Genomic DNA, 15,381 nt, shown 5'->3' with positions numbered 1-15,381 from the left:
CTGTTTCAACGAAAGAGTAGCGCATGCTACCGGACTTGTAGCATGCGCTCTAAGGATGTTCTGGCTTTGTCGGCGACTGCAGGCGGTACATAGATCTGCGGCTTCATCGTCTCCAGGCATTTGACCAGCTTTTTCAAATTATTTACCTTCATATTAGGACATACCAGGAATTTGGTGGCAAAATGAAACTCCTTATCCGGGCTGTCAAGCCGCAGCTGATACCCGGTTCCATCCTCAGTACCCACAATAAACTGCCGGCGGTCCGATTTCCGGCAATATTCCAGAATTGAGGTAGTGCTGCCCACATAGTCCCCCATTGCCACGACTTCCGGGCGGCATTCGGGGTGTACAACAAATTCAGCTTCCGGGTATTTGGCTCTCATCTCCATGACATCCTTGACGGTAAGCATGTCATGAGTATTGCAATAGCCCTCCCAGATAATCAGCTTCTTGCCGGTCTGATCCTGCACATATTGACCCAGATTCTTATCAGGCACCCAGATGATTTCTTCAGCATCGAGTGATTCGATCACCTTCACCGCATTCGCTGAGGTGCAGCAAATATCTGTCTCCGCCTTGATCTCTGCAGAGGAATTGATATAGGTTACTACCTTCGCACCCGGATGCTGGGCCTTCAGCTTGCGCAGCCCATCCACATTGACCATGTCAGCCATCGGGCAACCTGCACGTTCGTCAGGAATCAGGACCGTCTTGTTCGGTGCCAGAATCTTGGCACTTTCCCCCATGAAATGAACGCCGCAGAATACGATTACATCTGCCTCTGTCTCCGCTGCCTTCTGGGCCAGCAAAAACGAGTCTCCCCTGAAATCGGCGACTTCCTGAATTTCATCACGCTGATAATAATGAGCCAGAATAATAGCATTCCGTTCCTTCTTAAGCTGTTCGAGGCGCACACGAAGTTCACGATTCTGTTCCTGCTTGCGCTCAAGCGCCAGAGCTTCCACGGTCAGTCTCCCCCTTATGTCATCATGGCTTGCCGCCAGTACATTTCTTATAAATGATAAATTTAATATTTATTCACTAATGTACACAACGTTCCACCCCCTGTCAATCCAAGCGGGTGCTCTGTTTCAGAGAGAAACCGGAGGACAAGTTGCCGTGTGAAACATATACATTCTTATATTTTAAAAGAAAAGCCCGGAGAACCAGTGGTTCTCCGGGCTAGATTACATAATTTGCTGCGATACAGCTTAGACCAGGCTTCCGCCGCCCTTATTCCCGTCATCCGGTCCGTTGCCCTCTTCAGGGTCTGGCTTGTTCGGAATATCCTTGGACAGGTCTAATGGGGATTCCTCGCCAGTTTTGCCTTGAATCCGGACGCGCACATCACCGATGGAATCAATGATCGGCTCGCCCGCTTCATTGGTAATGGCGTCGCCTTCTTCTGGCTTGCCATCCTCGCTCAGGTAGCCTTGCTCAATCAATTCTGTGATCTGATCAAGCTCCAGCGTTTCCTTCTCAAGCAGGGTGTTGGCAATCAGGTGCATTTCTTTGGAATGCTTGGTCAGCAGCTCTCTGCAGCGCTCATAGCTGCTGCGGATAAGGTTCTGCATTTCCTGATCAATCTCATAAGCAATGGAGTCGCTGTAATTCTGTTCATGTCCGATATCCCGGCCCAGGAAGACTTGGCCTTGGGTTGCACCGAACTGCAAGGGCCCAAGCTTATCGCTCATTCCGTATTCCATAATCATCGCACGCACAATGCGCGTAGCCTGCTGGAAGTCACTGTAAGCGCCTGTGCCGATTTCGCCAATGAACATTTCTTCAGCAACGCGTCCACCAAGCAATCCGGTAACCTTATCCAGAAGCTCTTGCTTGGTTACGATCATCCGGTCTTCCTTAGGAAGCATAATAACATATCCGCCGGCACGGCCGCGCGGGATAATGGTAACCTTGTGAACCACATCAGCATGCTCAAGGAAGTAGCCGGCAATGGTATGGCCTGCCTCGTGATATGCGACAATCCGTTTCTCGCGGTCACTGATGACGCGGCTGCGCTTCTCGGTACCGACGATGACACGGTCAATCGCTTCATCCACTTCACGCATCGTAATGTCCTTGCGGTTACGGCGTGCAGCAAGCAATGCCGCTTCGTTCAGCAGGTTCTCCAGATCGGCACCGGTGAAGCCGGTAGTACGCTTGGCGATAACGTCAAGTCTTACATCCTTGGTCAGCGGTTTGTTGCGGGAGTGAACCTTCAGTACAGCTTCACGGCCCTTCACATCTGGGCGGTCAACCGTAATTTGACGGTCGAAACGGCCCGGACGGAGCAGCGCCGGGTCAAGAATATCTGCGCGGTTGGTAGCCGCGACAATAATAATGCCTTCGTTGCCGCCAAAGCCGTCCATTTCAACGAGCAATTGGTTAAGGGTCTGTTCCCGTTCGTCATGTCCGCCGCCAAGTCCTGCGCCGCGCTGACGTCCCACAGCATCGATCTCATCGATAAAGATAATACAAGGAGCGTTCTTCTTCGCGTTCTCGAACAAGTCACGTACGCGGGATGCGCCGACACCGACGAACATTTCCACGAAGTCGGAACCGGAGATGCTGAAGAACGGAACGCCTGCTTCCCCTGCAACTGCACGGGCCAGCAAGGTTTTACCTGTTCCCGGAGGACCTACAAGGAGTACCCCTTTCGGAATCCGGGCACCCACCGCTGCGAATTTGCGGGGGTCCTTAAGGAATTCAACAACCTCAACCAGCTCTTGCTTCTCTTCGTCAGCCCCTGCAACATCCTCGAAGCTGATCTTCTTCTTCTCTTCATTATATAACCGTGCCTTGCTCTTGCCGAAGTTCATCACCTTGCCGCCGCCGCCCTGTGCATTATTGAACAGGAAGAAGAACAGGATGAACATGATGACCAGTGGGATCATGGAAGAAAGGAATGTCAGCCAGATGCTGTCACCTTCCATTTTCTTCTGACTCAATTCTATGCCGTTCTTATCGCTTGCAGCCACAAGTTCATCAAGGGCCCGGTCTGTAGGAGGAACATAAGTGGAGAAATTCTTCGATTTAGCTTCGGGTGGCAGCTCTTTATATTCGCCAGTAACCAGAAACGCATTCCCCTCAAACTGAACCGTCATGCTCTTCACATTATTGTTCGAGATCTCCTGCCGCAACTCGTCATATCTAGGGAGATCGGCGGATTCATTTCCATTGCTCACAAACTGGACTATGCCCACCACGACTAAAAATAAAATCAAATAAAAACCAGAATTCCGGATGAACCGATTCATCCCCTACCTCCTCTCGCAACGCTCAAGTTATTGTACCATAGCCTGACCGGACTCCTCAAATTGTCAGGAAATCCAGAAAAGTGATCCGTAGATCTAAGGCTGTCGGGTAGTTCATTTGGTATAAATCTCAGGCTTCAGTACACCGACGTAAGGGAGGTTCCGGTACAGCTCGGCATAGTCCAGTCCATAGCCTACGAGGAATGCATCAGGAATCACAAAGCCGGTATACTGGGCTTCAAGATTCACAGCACGGCCCGAGGGCTTGTCGAACAGAGTGACTACATTGACAGAAGCGGCATTGCGCCCCTGCAGCATGTCAATCAGATAGCTGAGTGTAAGGCCACTGTCGATAATATCCTCGACAATCAGAACATCACGGCCTTCAACCGATGTGTCCAAATCCTTGATGATTTTGACTACGCCGGATGATTTGGTTGTACCGCCATAGCTGGATACCGCCATGAAGTCCATTTCAACGGGTACTGTAATCACTTTAACCAGATCCGCCATAAAAATAAACGCACCTTTGAGTACACAAATCACTAAAGGTGTGCGGTCTGCATATTCCTTGCTCAGCTGGGCGCCAAGCTCCCTGATTCTTTGTTGAATTTCTTCTTCGCTGATCAAGATTTCCTGAATATCATTCTGCAACTTGCGAACCTCCTAAGATATACTTATGAAAGACTTACTTCGGCCATTACGATTCTTCGCCCTGTTCCATGTCTTCCAGGGTCAGGAGCAGAACTGAGGCCGTGTGCCGCCCAACTGCGGCATGCACCGAGCGCCTTACGCCCGGAATCCAGACGATATTGCCGAGTGCATCACATACGAGGGGAATTGCAGGCCGTTCGGAAGAAGGTATTTTATCATCAATGTAAATATCTTTTACCTTTTTGCTTCCGTTTAATCCCATAACCCTTATGGTATCTCCAGGCAACCGGGAACGAATGGTGAGCGGCAGGACAAGATCGTCCCCGTCAAACCAAGCCGAGTTCTTCCCGTAATCCTCCTCCTGTGCAGAAAAAACTTCCCCCTCAAGCCCCCTCATCGTCATAACCTTTCCTATCTCCATCAGCTTAATCCGGGGATGAGTCAAAGACAGCCGGTATGTATAGCTTACCTGCCGGGTCAAGGGCTTGGACGAGAACACAATGGTATCATATTGCCGCACGCAGACATAACCGCCACCCATATCCAGCGTCCAGACGGTAGGGTATTCCTGCAGCGTTCCCCGGCGTACTGCTTCAATCTTGGAAAAATCCATGAAAGATGAATCCGCCGACAGATAATTTAATATTAGTTTAATCAAACGCCGTTGTAAAGCGGAGGGTATGGCCGCAAAGGCAGCTCTTTTCAAGGTGTATTTTCCATGCTCGGTGAAAACCAGCTCATCAAAGCATTTTGCCGCATTCGCCTCCATATATTCATCTTCCGCCGAGGCAATTTCAGCCAGCTGCAGAAGCGATTGTCTCACTCTCGGATTATGCTGCTCCAGCATAGGGAGCAGCTCCAGCCTGACTGCATTCCGCTTGTACTGCGTCAGGAGGTTGGTCGCATCCTCCGCATAAGCCAGGCCCTCCTCCCGGCAAAAGCCGACAAGAGCCGTTTTGTTAATACGCAGGAAGGGGCGGATGAGTTCCACCTTTTTTTCGGTCCGTTTCCAGCGCATGCCGGCAAGGCCCGAAGGCCCGCTCCCCCGCAGCAGCCGCATAAGCACCGTCTCGGCCTGATCGTCTGCATGATGGGCCAGCGCCACCGAGCGCGCCTGATAACGGTGTGCGGTAGCAATCAGGAACTGGTAACGCTTCTCCCGTGCAGCCCCTTCCGGGCCAAGCCCGCTCTCCTTAATGATGGACGGAATATTGAATTCGCCCAGCTCGAAGGGAATGCCCAGCTCGGCCGCGAGGTCCCGGACCAGCTCTGCTTCCTCAACCGACTCGGCTCTGAACCCGTGATTGACATGGGCGCAGATCAGCGTCAGCGGCATCCGGGTCAGGGAGATCTCATGCAGAATACGCAAAAGAGCCACAGAGTCCGGCCCTCCGGAAACTGCGACTACAATGGTGTCATGAGGCGCCCACAGCTCATATTCAGCCGCAGCCTCCATTACGGATTCCACCAGTTCCTTCCTGTGCTCCATAGGGGCTTCCTTTCCTGCCATCCCTTACACGGCCTGCTCCGGCGGTCAGCATCTTGTGGATTATGTACGATTTCAGATTTTAGAAACGGAAAACCCAGTATAGCGTGAATGCCAGCAGAAATAAAGACAGCGCGAACGCATTTTTGAGCCAGCGCGGGGTCGCCATCGTCTCGTGTCCGGTCTTCCGTCCTCTGTAGATGTGGCTTCTCCAGATCTCTGCTGCCTGCGCGGAACCGGGAAAACCGCCTTTGAGCGCGAGGCATAGCCAGGAGGACAGCTTCTTATCCGGCAGCTCCCGGGCCAGCTTCATCAGCTCCTCTACGCTCCTTGTCTGCGGCAGCTGCTGGGCGGCAGACTTCAGCCCTTGTTCATTAAGCAGACGCAGGCACAGGACGGCAAAAGCAAACAGGTCATAGCTCTGGTCGCCTGTCCGGCTGCCGGCATTCCAGAATCCGCGGTCATGCCATTCGGTGAACTGCTTCACGCTCCGTCCGATTGGGCTTGCCCCTCCGTAATCAATCAGCTCGGCTTCCCCGTAGCTGGACACCATGACATTCTCCGGCTTCAGGTCCCCGAACACGAAACCGCACTCATGCAGCGTCTGCAGCTTCTCCAGAATCGTCATTCCGACAAGCCCCAGCCAAGAGGCACCGTTCCTGGACAGGAAATGGTGCAGCGGCCTGCCTTCCACATAACGCATCACATAAAAGGGGGTATGGTCCCGGTCCTTGAAATCATCCGATTCCAGCAGATAGGAGGATAGCGGCGATTCCTTGCGGGCCCGGTGCTCGCTGCGCTTACGGCAGGACTGCAGGGAGGTCAGCACGTTAATCTCAGACTGCAGCTCCAGCGTATCGTATCCGATCTTGAGCGCATACCGCTCCCGTCTGCCTTCCCGCTGCACCAGATATACGGTTCCGTTTGCCCCCTTCCCCAGCACACGCTCCACGACATAACGGTTCCCCCGCCATTTGCCGGTAATCACTGTGCCTGCCGGATAGGATGGATTAGACGACATACCCATCAATCATCCCTTCTCTTGCCCCGTCATCTTCCCCTGGAAGATAATTACGATGTTCTTCCAGTTTATCATAATGGTAATGTTCCAGCACCTTGAAAATAGCCGGTCCGGTCGGCGTAGCCCCCCGCATCTTCAGTCTGGAAAAAAGAGAGCGGACCTCGGACACATTCCGGGTCCAGTCGATATCCAGCATGGCATCCTCACTGCCGGAGCGTCCGGGAAAATGGAACACGGCAATCTCGCTGCGCCCTTCCCGGGCCTCCAAACTGAGCGCCAGATCACGGATAGCATCCTCCACCGCGCCAAGCTTCGGCTTCATGCTCGCGCTTGCGTCAATTAAAAGCGCAATGCGCAGTGGCGAGGTCTCGGTCAGCTCATCGACCACGGTAACCACCTGCGAACGCTGCTGCGGAGGCAGCTCCGCCAGCGAGCCGTCGCCGAGAATTTTTTGCACCTCTTTATTAACTGCCTGCTGAATGGTCTGAACCACCGTCTTGCGTGTCATCATCTGAATGGTCTGGGCCAGCTGCGGGGTTCCCACGATCCGGCTGATCCCGCCTCCTGCTTTGGCAATATCGGCAATCTCCCGGCTGCCCAGCTCACCGATGGTTCCATAATCCACGACCCCTACAACATTGACCGTGATGCCCTCCTGACGGGCGTGTGCTGCCGCCAGCACCGGACTCTCCCCCACATTCGAACAACCGTCCGTGATCAGCAGAATTTGCTTCATGACCGTTCCTCCCTTCCTTGTCTAGTTACTAGCATTGCCAAGGTTGAGAGATTTCAAACGCCGCCTATAGCTGAAAAACTTCGGAATGAAGTCAAGGTGAGGCAAGGGTCACTGCAAGAATTGTGGACTTCCGATCGCTGTTGTCTTCTGATTTCTTGATTTACCAAGAACCATTTAGCGGTTGAAATCAGAAGACAAAGGCGAACGCTAACGCTTCTACAGTTCCACAATTTCTCTCCGTTCCTTTAACCTCACGATAAGATCACAATCCGACGGCAATCGCCGCTGAGCCGGCGGCGGTTGAAACGGAGTGGAGCAGAGGCTGGCGAGTGACTGGAATGCACTCGCCGAGTCTACTAATCCTGCCTTAAATGCAACATTCCTTCCATCAATCCACTCAAATACCGAAATTGTTGACCAAAAGGCAGGAATCCTCCTCCCTAAAGCAGATTAGTGTAAAAAATCTTGCAATTCATGCAGCAATCCACTCCAACACCCAGGTATCTTCAGCGTCAGGTTGCATTTCGTACAACATTTTCAGCTTAATCAAACTTAAACTCAAGTGATACCCACCAATCGTATCGCAACTGCGTTAGCTAACCGTACGCGGGCGCTCCATCCGGCCTACGCCGGGCATATGCAGGCTGGACCATTCCGGGTGGTAATGATCCACACGGCTAACTACGATGGTCATATCATCATGGACCTCATTGCCCTGATAGCGGATTACCTTATCCAGCAGCTCGTCCGCCATATCCTGCGGGTCATCGCCCTCCAGCTCCTGAATCAGACGTTTCATCCATATCTCCTTATTAACGGCATATCCGGGCGCATCGTAAATACCATCGGTCATCATAATGAGAATATCACCGGGGCGAAGCTGCATGGTGACCAGATCCACTTCGATATCTTTGATGATGCCGATCGGCAGATTGCTGGCCGTCACAGGGATCACCTCGCTGCCCCGCCGGATGAAGCTCGGAGCGGAAGCAATCTTCATGAAGATGGTCTGCGCCGAATACTGGTCGATCAGCGCCATATCTACTGTCGCATAGAATTCATCCGGGGAGCGCAGCAGCAGAATGGAGTTAACGGATTTCACCGCCAGCTTCTCATCCATTCCCGATTGCAGCAGCTTCTCCAGCATAGATAACGCAGCGCTGCTCTCCATCCGGGCCCGCTCCCCGTTGCCCATTCCGTCACTGATGGAGACGGCAAAGGTACCGTTACCCAGCTCCACCGTACTAAAGCTGTCCCCCGACAACATATCGCCTCCCATGGCGGCGGCAGCTACGCCGGAGCTAATCTCGTAAGCCTTGGCCGAGCCAAAGGTCACCATCGACAGGCCCTCACGGGGATGGACGGCGGTCTCACTGACCACTGCGATATTCTCCTCCAGAATATCCGAGAGCAGCGGGGCGATCATTTTGCGGCATTCATCGAAGCCCCGGGTGTAGGCATGCACGACTTCAATCTCTACCCGGCCGGGATCGAGACTCAGAATCTCAATGCTGTGAATGGAGAGGCCCAGCTTCTCCAGCGCCTCTCGGATCTGGCTCTCCTGCCGGTACATCGCCTGCCCTTCCCGCTTAATCTCCTTCGCCAGGTCCTCCATGACCTGCGAGACGCCTGATAATTGCTCGGCCACAAATTGGCGGCTGTCGTATATTTGCCGCTTCCAGCGCATATCATGCTGGTATAGCTCATATTGGCCCTTCATCACCTCAAGAACCTCCCCCGTCCTGCCGCAGATCCGGCTCCACTCCGGCGGCAGCTGGGCAGCGGTAATGTCCGGGCACTCCTCGACCGTGGTCATCATGTCCGTCATATACCTGTAGGTCTGATAGAACTTGGCATCCCAGCAGTGGGTCCGCCGGATGCATCCGGCGCAGGCTCCCTCTGTTACCGTATTCATAAAGTCCTCCATCTCACGGTCGCTTTTGCCCGCCTCTGCGGCCCGGGGAATCTGCCCGAAGCTGCTGGAGAGCTGCTGGAATACCTGCGAGAACTGGGTTACCCGGTCTGCTGTAATATCCCGGACCCTCCGGGCATATTCATGCTGGGAACGGCTGTGATCGGCTGTGCCTGGTACATATTTGGCAATGGCAGTAATCATCCCCTTAGGTGTTAGAAGAAACAATACTACAGCTGCACAGGTCTCCCAGGTAGAATTCATGACATCGCCCGGTCCCATGAAGTATACGGATAGAATCGTTGATCCCAGCAGCATCCCGATGGAGACCGCCCCTTTCCGTCCGGACTGCATCATGCCTGCCAGCATCCCGGAAAAGGCCAGCAGGCTCATTTGATAGATGGCTCCGATATCGGCCAGACTGAGAATTAGTCCGGTCACTACACCAACCGCAGCACCAAGCGGCGCTCCTCCGGCCAGGGCAAAGATCAGAATCAGAAACCGCGATAAAACATGCTCCAGCGATAGACCGTTAATGGTCCAGCCGACAAGGCCGGTCATGACGGAAGCCAGCAAGATGATCAGACAGAGTACCTCCTCATTGCGGAGTGCCCTGCTTTTCTGCTTATAGGTGAATAAAGGAAGCGCCTGCAGGAATACAAGCGTCAGCACGAATCCGAGTATGGCATCAATGGCCGCCATCATCAGCGGATACCACGTGAGCGAAGGACCGATAACGACCTGGAACAGTCCCACCATAAACGAAGCTACGAACACCATCAGAGGGGCATAAGACAGATCCACCCGCTGGAAGTTCTCCAGCCCTTTGTAGATCAGATAAAAAATAATCAGCTCTGCCGCTACCACGATGGCACCCGGAAATGGGGTGAAGAGACTGCCGAGCACGATGGCTGCGGCCACAGGCAGCATGGAATCCCTGCGCATAAATACAATGACGGCGAAATAAGCAGCAGCAAACGGGGTAAGCTCATCCAGGATCATAGCCCGTCCCAGCAAAAAGCCCATTAGGCTAAGCAGCAGTACCCACTTCTTGACCGCGATGAACTGGATAACCGGCAGCTTGGTGCCCCACACCTTCAAGCGCGTACCTAAGGCTTCTTTCTGATTTTTGTCTTTGCTTCCTGCTCTTGTCCACTCCGGCAAATTCACCACATTGCTTTTACTCATTCCCTGCACCACCCGTTTATGAATTTTATGGTTCTCATTATATAGTGGGGGTCTTAAGAAAGTTTGTCAGAAACGGAGAGCAATCTGTAAAAAATTTCCGACAAAAAAGCCTGTCCCGACATTCTGTGGAAAAGCCTCCCAATCCCATACGGGGTAAAAGATCGGCTGCGGACTGCCGCAGTCAGACTGCCGGTTGCAGGTAGTGGCCGCGCGGACATTCGTCAGCGATTGCCCTAGAGTTATGTGAGAATGGCATAGATGCTGTCGGCAATTTGTTCAAAGCCCGACAAAAATAGCCGGGAGCTTGGGCGCGCGGTATAGAGCTGGGGCGGGCTGGGCTGCTCATATTCTGCGTTGCAAGCAAGTTGTAGTCGGTTTTCCGATTACATTTGGTCAATACACCTCCACGTTGCCGATTGTAATCTGTTTTCCGATTACATTTGGTTCACGCGCCTCCAAGCTGCCGATTGTAGTCGGTTTTCCGATTACATTTGGTCCGTACGCCTCCACGTTGCCGATTGTAGTCGGTTTTCCGATTACATTTGGTTCACGCGCCTCCAAGCTGCCGATGGTGTTCGGTTTTTGGCCTACATTCGGCCTGCGGGCACAAACACAAAAAAACCGCAAAGGGCGCAACGCCCCTGCGGTTATTTATGATGTGCAAGACTCAGATTATACGCGCTTGGCTCCACGGCCGCCGCGCTTTCCTTCTGTGTTCTTCTTGATCGAAGATATCCGTTCTTCGCTGTCTTTCAGGAAGCGTGACATTTTATCCTCGAATGAAGGTTTACCGGCTGCAGGCTTGAATGGACGCCCACCCCGTTCACGATTGAATCCACCGCCGCCTCCGCCACTGCCGCCACCACCGCCGAAACGGTCTCCACCGCTTGGACGTTCAGGTCTTGGAGCTCTGGGGGGACGTACTTCCGATGCCGGCTTATCAACGGCTTGCTTAATGGAAAGTCCGATCTTGCCGTCCTTGTCAACATTGATCACCTTAACGGTTACTACATCCGCAATCTTCAAATGATCGTTAACATCCTTGACGTAGTTATCGGCGATCTCCGAGATGTGAACGAGACCTGTGACACCTCCTGACAGATCCACAAATGCTCCGAAATGCGTGATGCCTGTCACCTTGCCCTCTAACTTGGTGCCCACTTCAATTGCCATAGAATAAAATGATCCTCCCTTAAAAATATACAGACGAATATAATGTCCATCCTGTCTGCGGTGATTTGATTATACAGTAAAGAGCAAAGCAAGGCAACACAGCGTAAGCCTCTTTTCGCCTGCTTTTATTGCCCGGATTGCTCGGTACGGATAGGGGATTCCCCTGCAGGATACATATTGTACCATTTACGCGCTAATTGTCCGATATACTCATCGTCATTCAGCCGCGAGACCTCATATTTCAATTGATTCATCGTGGCTGTTACACTCTCACTGTTCTCTTTCTTACGGGCGAGCTGTTCGCTCTTGTCGGCGATTACTGCGCTCTGGGCAAAGAAAGTGAATCCGGCCCAGCCGAAGAAAACAGCCATCACAAGAATCCATATAAACTTTCTTCTCTTCGCGCCTGCGGCCGAAGCACTCTGGTTCGTATTCTTCTCTTCCGCAGAGAATCTGTTCATTCAGCTTACCTCCAGTTCCAGGGTTCAAGGTCAGCGCTTCCGCCACCCTGATATCCACTCGGTGATCCTCACGATCCGGGCGCTATGAACGAACCGGGATGCATACGGAGAGGCCCACCTTACAGGAAGTACCCAGATTGGCTTGGTTAGACGCAGCAGCAGCTTAAAAATATAAAGAAGGACCCGGCCGAGCAGCAGTACTGTTCCCTTAACCAGGCGCCACAGCCAGAGAATCGGGCCTCCGATGACTATGGTAATGAACCGCCATAGCATCCTGCATACATACTGAACTGACTGAATTAACCTTACCACAAAACGCTGCACCGTAATACTGAAGATCAAAAAATAGATCCATACACCTAGAAAGAGGCCAAGAACGACATAAAACCTCAATTGTCCCTGGTTTCCGGCATAAAGCATGCGAAAGACCAGCAGGGCCGCCCCTATCCAATACAGCAAATCCAGCAGCGCATTCAGCCAATTGGGAAATCTTAGCTTCTGCGACAGCACCCGGTAGCTGTCATAGGCCAGTCCCATGGCAATGCCGGACAGAATCATATAGAGCAGGGTGATCCATTGAACGGAGGGATTCATTTAAACAGCTTGCGGAGAATCCCTTTATTTTTGCCTTGCGCCCCGGGGTCCAGATAAATCAGGGAATGAACATTGCCTTCAAGGGACAGCATTCCATTCTCCAGACTTAAATTCTTGATATGTAAATGAGTCCCCCGAATGGTCAGCTCACCAAGTTCTGTACTCAGCAGAAACTCTTCACTGTCAAAACTCTCCACATTCTGCACACCGGTAAGCTCAATCTGCTTGCGGCTGCGCATGTGCAGATCATGCTGTTTGTTGACTTTGGTTGGCTCGATCATAGCATGTACCCCTCCTTCTTGGTTCTAATCTATGAAGGAAGGACAGGGTATAGAACAGGTGAAAACAACAAAATAACCCCACAAAGTGGGGCTTTAGCTTAGATGATGACTCAGGTACTTTGCAGGGGCCCCAAAACATATAAATTCTTATCTTTTAAAAAAGAGGCATTCCGCTCCGCCGTCTCCCGGCTTCAGGAATACCTCTTAACCTTATACTGCAATAATTTGCTACCAGTCGAGTCCCGTGCTTTTGGCAACCGGCTCTTCACGGAGCAGGGTATACATTCCGGCGGCCTCGTCCTTGCGGGTGGTTTCCACCAGCTTTTCCACTTTGACCGTCACAAGCTTTTGGCCGAACTGCACGGTAATCTCGTCACCGATCTTCACCGTGCTGCTCGGTTTGGACTCCCGTCCATTGATCAACACCCGGCCCTGTTCGGACACATCCTTGGCCACGGTGCGGCGCTTGATCAGACGGGAGACCTTCAGGAACTTGTCCAGACGCATTAGTTAACGGCTTCTTTGAGCTTGTTGCCTGCCTTGAAGGCCGGCACTGTGGATTCAGGAATTTCGATAGGTGTGCCCGATTGCGGGTTACGGCCGGTGCGGCCGGAACGTTTGCGCGTTTCAAAAGTACCGAAGCCGATCAGCTGTACTTTATCTCCGCTTGCGAGAGCTTCTGTAATTTCGCCCAGCATTCCGTTAAGTACGGTTTCTACGTCTTTTTTGGATAGTCCGCTTTTCTCGGAAATGTTGTTTACCAGATCTGTCTTGTTCATAATTTGAAGTTCCTCCTAGGATACAAAAAATAAATGAAAATCAGGTTTACCGGAAAATCACGGCAAATCGTCATTTCGTCTTTATGATATTCTGGATTCCGCCCTCAATTCCTGCCACGATCCGCCGTTTTTTTTGAAAAAGTAACATCTTGCGTAGGATATGGGGGTTATAGCACTATAACATTATAAACCTCTCAATACATTTTAAATCAGAGATTCGCGCCAATAGTCACAGCATTGCCGTGAAACGCGCGGGATATACCGCCGAAGACTATAATTCTAAAATCTATTGCTTCCGCTCTTCTGCCTTGGCTTCCTGCCATAGGGCTTCCATCTCTTCCAGCGGGCTGTCCTCCAGCCGGACCCCCCGATCCCGCAGACGCTGCTCAATATACTCGAAGCGGGCTACGAACTTGCGGTTGGTGCGGGTCAGCGCTTCTTCCGGATCGGCTCCGATGAAGCGGGCCACATTGGTGGCTGCGAACAGCAGGTCGCCCAGCTCCAGCATCTGCTCCCCGGCGGACTGTCCCGTCTCAATCGCCTCCTGAAGCTCGTCAACCTCCTCGCGGATCTTGGCCAGCACATCACTGGTGTTATCCCAGTCAAAGCCGACGCGGGACGCCTTCTTCTGCAGCCTATACGCCTTCATCAGAGCCGGCAGATCCCTCGGAACCCCGCTGAGTGCGGACAGGGCTTCGGGCTTCACGCCTTTGCGCCGCTTCTCCTCGGCCTTCATCCCTTCCCAGTTCTGCAGAGCCTCCTCGGCATTGCCCGCCGCCTGATCGCCGAAGACATGCGGGTGGCGGAACAGCAGCTTCTCATTCAGCCCCTCAATGACATCGTAGACACTGAAGGTCCCCAGCTCCTCTTCCATCTGGGAGTGCAGCATAATCTGGAGCAGCAGGTCGCCCAGCTCTTCCCTCATATGGTCCGGATCATCCTCATCAATCGTCTCCAGCACCTCATAGGTCTCTTCGATCAGATTTTTGCGCAAGGATTCATGCGTCTGCTCACGGTCCCAGGGACAGCCCTCGGGGCTCCGCAGAATATCGACAATCTCATGCAGCCGGGCAAAGGTACGGTTACGCGCTTCATCCGCACGGCTCGCCGGAACATATACCAGCGACAGGTTACCATAGCCGTCCAGCCGGTCCAGCTCGTACAGCGGCACCCGGAGAATCTGCTCCTCGCCCTCCACGCCAAGCGCATGTGCGGCAATCACCTCATACTCGGGCGGGTACAGCTCCATCAGGCAAAGCTTGGTCTCAGACGCGGTGAAGCTGTCATAGACCTGCCCGATCAGGGTGTGCAGCTCCGGGTGAAGCTGGGAGCTGCGGATACCGGAGGCATCCAGCAGCTGGAAGCCTTCAATCGGATCAAAGCCCAGTCGGACAAACGCTTCATCCAGGAAGCTCTCGCCGCCGAGGATATTTAGCTCAATACCCGCCTCCGGGCAGCGCCCGCGCAGCAGGGAGACGGCGGATTCGGCCACCATGGGATGCCCCGGCACGGCATAGACGATCTCCGTGCCCTGCGGAGCGGCCGCAGCCTTCTCGATCAGCGTTGCCGTAATGGCTTCATAGACCTCAGGGAAGGACGACAGCGACTCATACAGCCCGTCGAAGGACTCCCAGGCTATCTCCATCTCCGCCAGTGCAGCCATGACAGGATGCTCTGCGGTCCGCACATATACGGCCGAGGCCGCCTTCAGCTTCTTGATAATGCCCAGTGTCAGCCGGTCCGGGTTCCCGGAGCCCAGGCCGACGATCGTTAATGTTGCGCTCATGCCAGTCTACTCCTTCCAGGCAGCCGCCTGCTGCTATTCGCGAAAGGCGGCTGCGC

The 15,381-nt window shown here is 53.1% G+C and carries 15 protein-coding genes; all 15 read right to left on the bottom strand.

From position 1 onward, the window contains the following. Positions 1-26: 26 nt before the first annotated feature. The 15 genes from nadA to mazG all read right to left on the bottom strand — a co-directional run bounded on the left by nadA (position 27) and on the right by mazG (position 15,325). Positions 27-965: a quinolinate synthase NadA gene (gene nadA, locus NST69_RS31745; protein ID WP_036696456.1), complete on the bottom strand. Its 939-nt coding sequence runs from the start codon at positions 963-965 to the stop codon at positions 27-29. A 246-nt stretch (positions 966-1,211) separates the two neighbouring features. Continuing rightward, positions 1,212-3,257 (bottom strand): ATP-dependent zinc metalloprotease FtsH, encoded by a 2,046-nt coding sequence (gene ftsH / locus NST69_RS31740; protein ID WP_339252695.1) that lies wholly within the window; start codon positions 3,255-3,257, stop codon positions 1,212-1,214. Between the two features lie 111 nt (positions 3,258-3,368). After that, complete coding sequence (gene hpt, locus NST69_RS31735; RefSeq protein ID WP_036696450.1) at positions 3,369-3,908, bottom strand: hypoxanthine phosphoribosyltransferase; 540 nt, start codon at positions 3,906-3,908, stop codon at positions 3,369-3,371. Positions 3,909-3,954: 46 nt separating this feature from the next. After that, on the bottom strand, positions 3,955-5,397 hold the full coding sequence (tilS, locus tag NST69_RS31730) for a tRNA lysidine(34) synthetase TilS (protein WP_209879215.1): 1,443 nt from the start codon (positions 5,395-5,397) through the stop codon (positions 3,955-3,957). Positions 5,398-5,476: 79 nt separating this feature from the next. Continuing rightward, entirely contained in the window at positions 5,477-6,421 is a 945-nt protein-coding gene (locus NST69_RS31725; RefSeq protein ID WP_209879246.1) for a serine/threonine protein kinase, read from the bottom strand. Beyond that, positions 6,405-7,151: a hypothetical protein gene (locus NST69_RS31720; protein WP_339252693.1), complete on the bottom strand. Its 747-nt coding sequence runs from the start codon at positions 7,149-7,151 to the stop codon at positions 6,405-6,407. Before NST69_RS31720 ends, NST69_RS31725 begins: the two co-directional genes overlap by 17 nt. A gap of 592 nt (positions 7,152-7,743) precedes the next feature. Next, positions 7,744-10,251, bottom strand: coding sequence for a stage II sporulation protein E (gene spoIIE, locus NST69_RS31715; RefSeq protein ID WP_342548053.1), 2,508 nt, complete (start codon positions 10,249-10,251; stop codon positions 7,744-7,746). A 393-nt stretch (positions 10,252-10,644) separates the two neighbouring features. Next, positions 10,645-10,878, bottom strand: a complete 234-nt coding sequence (locus NST69_RS31710; RefSeq protein ID WP_342548052.1) for a hypothetical protein — start codon at positions 10,876-10,878, stop codon at positions 10,645-10,647. A gap of 45 nt (positions 10,879-10,923) precedes the next feature. Then, on the bottom strand, positions 10,924-11,424 hold the full coding sequence (locus tag NST69_RS31705; RefSeq protein ID WP_036696437.1) for a S1 domain-containing RNA-binding protein: 501 nt from the start codon (positions 11,422-11,424) through the stop codon (positions 10,924-10,926). 125 nt (positions 11,425-11,549) lie between these two features. Continuing rightward, a complete protein-coding gene (locus tag NST69_RS31700; RefSeq protein WP_036723947.1) occupies positions 11,550-11,885 on the bottom strand; it encodes a septum formation initiator family protein in 336 nt (111 codons plus the stop codon). Between the two features lie 30 nt (positions 11,886-11,915). Beyond that, the gene (gene yabQ, locus NST69_RS31695) at positions 11,916-12,479 is read right to left on the bottom strand and encodes a spore cortex biosynthesis protein YabQ (RefSeq protein ID WP_340750462.1); all 564 of its coding nucleotides are present in this window, start codon (positions 12,477-12,479) and stop codon (positions 11,916-11,918) included. Then, positions 12,476-12,760 carry a sporulation protein YabP gene (yabP, locus tag NST69_RS31690; RefSeq protein ID WP_340956906.1) on the bottom strand — a complete coding sequence of 95 codons (285 nt, stop codon included), beginning with the start codon at positions 12,758-12,760 and terminating at the stop codon, positions 12,476-12,478. The genes yabQ and yabP overlap by 4 nt, the downstream gene beginning before the upstream one ends. Before the next feature lie 228 nt (positions 12,761-12,988). Continuing rightward, positions 12,989-13,267, bottom strand: coding sequence for an RNA-binding S4 domain-containing protein (locus tag NST69_RS31685; RefSeq protein WP_036723951.1), 279 nt, complete (start codon positions 13,265-13,267; stop codon positions 12,989-12,991). Beyond that, positions 13,267-13,539, bottom strand: a complete 273-nt coding sequence (locus NST69_RS31680; RefSeq protein WP_076082787.1) for an HU family DNA-binding protein — start codon at positions 13,537-13,539, stop codon at positions 13,267-13,269. The genes NST69_RS31685 and NST69_RS31680 overlap by 1 nt, the downstream gene beginning before the upstream one ends. A 286-nt stretch (positions 13,540-13,825) precedes the next feature. Continuing rightward, positions 13,826-15,325, bottom strand: a complete 1,500-nt coding sequence (mazG, locus tag NST69_RS31675) for a nucleoside triphosphate pyrophosphohydrolase (protein ID WP_342548051.1) — start codon at positions 15,323-15,325, stop codon at positions 13,826-13,828. Between the last annotated feature and the right edge of the window lie 56 nt (positions 15,326-15,381).

Origin of the sequence: Paenibacillus sp. FSL P2-0089 (assembly GCF_038595095.1) — a bacterium.
GTDB lineage: Bacteria > Bacillota > Bacilli > Paenibacillales > Paenibacillaceae > Paenibacillus_AQ > Paenibacillus_AQ silagei.
This window is presented reverse-complemented; position numbering and strand designations above follow the sequence as displayed.

Excerpts from the sequence above, each read along its gene's own strand:
- ftsH (WP_339252695.1), bottom strand. The coding sequence starts at position 3,257 with ATGAATCGGTTCATCCGGAATTCTGGTTTTTATTTGATTTTATTTTTA.
- tilS (WP_209879215.1), bottom strand. The coding sequence starts at position 5,397 with ATGGAGCACAGGAAGGAACTGGTGGAATCCGTAATGGAGGCTGCGGCT.
- NST69_RS31725 (WP_209879246.1), bottom strand. The coding sequence starts at position 6,421 with ATGGGTATGTCGTCTAATCCATCCTATCCGGCAGGCACAGTGATTACC.
- NST69_RS31720 (WP_339252693.1), bottom strand. The coding sequence starts at position 7,151 with ATGAAGCAAATTCTGCTGATCACGGACGGTTGTTCGAATGTGGGGGAG.
- spoIIE (WP_342548053.1), bottom strand. The coding sequence starts at position 10,251 with ATGAGTAAAAGCAATGTGGTGAATTTGCCGGAGTGGACAAGAGCAGGA.
- NST69_RS31705 (WP_036696437.1), bottom strand. The coding sequence starts at position 11,424 with ATGGCAATTGAAGTGGGCACCAAGTTAGAGGGCAAGGTGACAGGCATC.
- NST69_RS31700 (WP_036723947.1), bottom strand. The coding sequence starts at position 11,885 with ATGAACAGATTCTCTGCGGAAGAGAAGAATACGAACCAGAGTGCTTCG.
- yabQ (WP_340750462.1), bottom strand. The coding sequence starts at position 12,479 with ATGAATCCCTCCGTTCAATGGATCACCCTGCTCTATATGATTCTGTCC.
- yabP (WP_340956906.1), bottom strand. The coding sequence starts at position 12,760 with ATGATCGAGCCAACCAAAGTCAACAAACAGCATGATCTGCACATGCGC.
- NST69_RS31685 (WP_036723951.1), bottom strand. The coding sequence starts at position 13,267 with ATGCGTCTGGACAAGTTCCTGAAGGTCTCCCGTCTGATCAAGCGCCGC.
- NST69_RS31680 (WP_076082787.1), bottom strand. The coding sequence starts at position 13,539 with ATGAACAAGACAGATCTGGTAAACAACATTTCCGAGAAAAGCGGACTA.
- mazG (WP_342548051.1), bottom strand. The coding sequence starts at position 15,325 with ATGAGCGCAACATTAACGATCGTCGGCCTGGGCTCCGGGAACCCGGAC.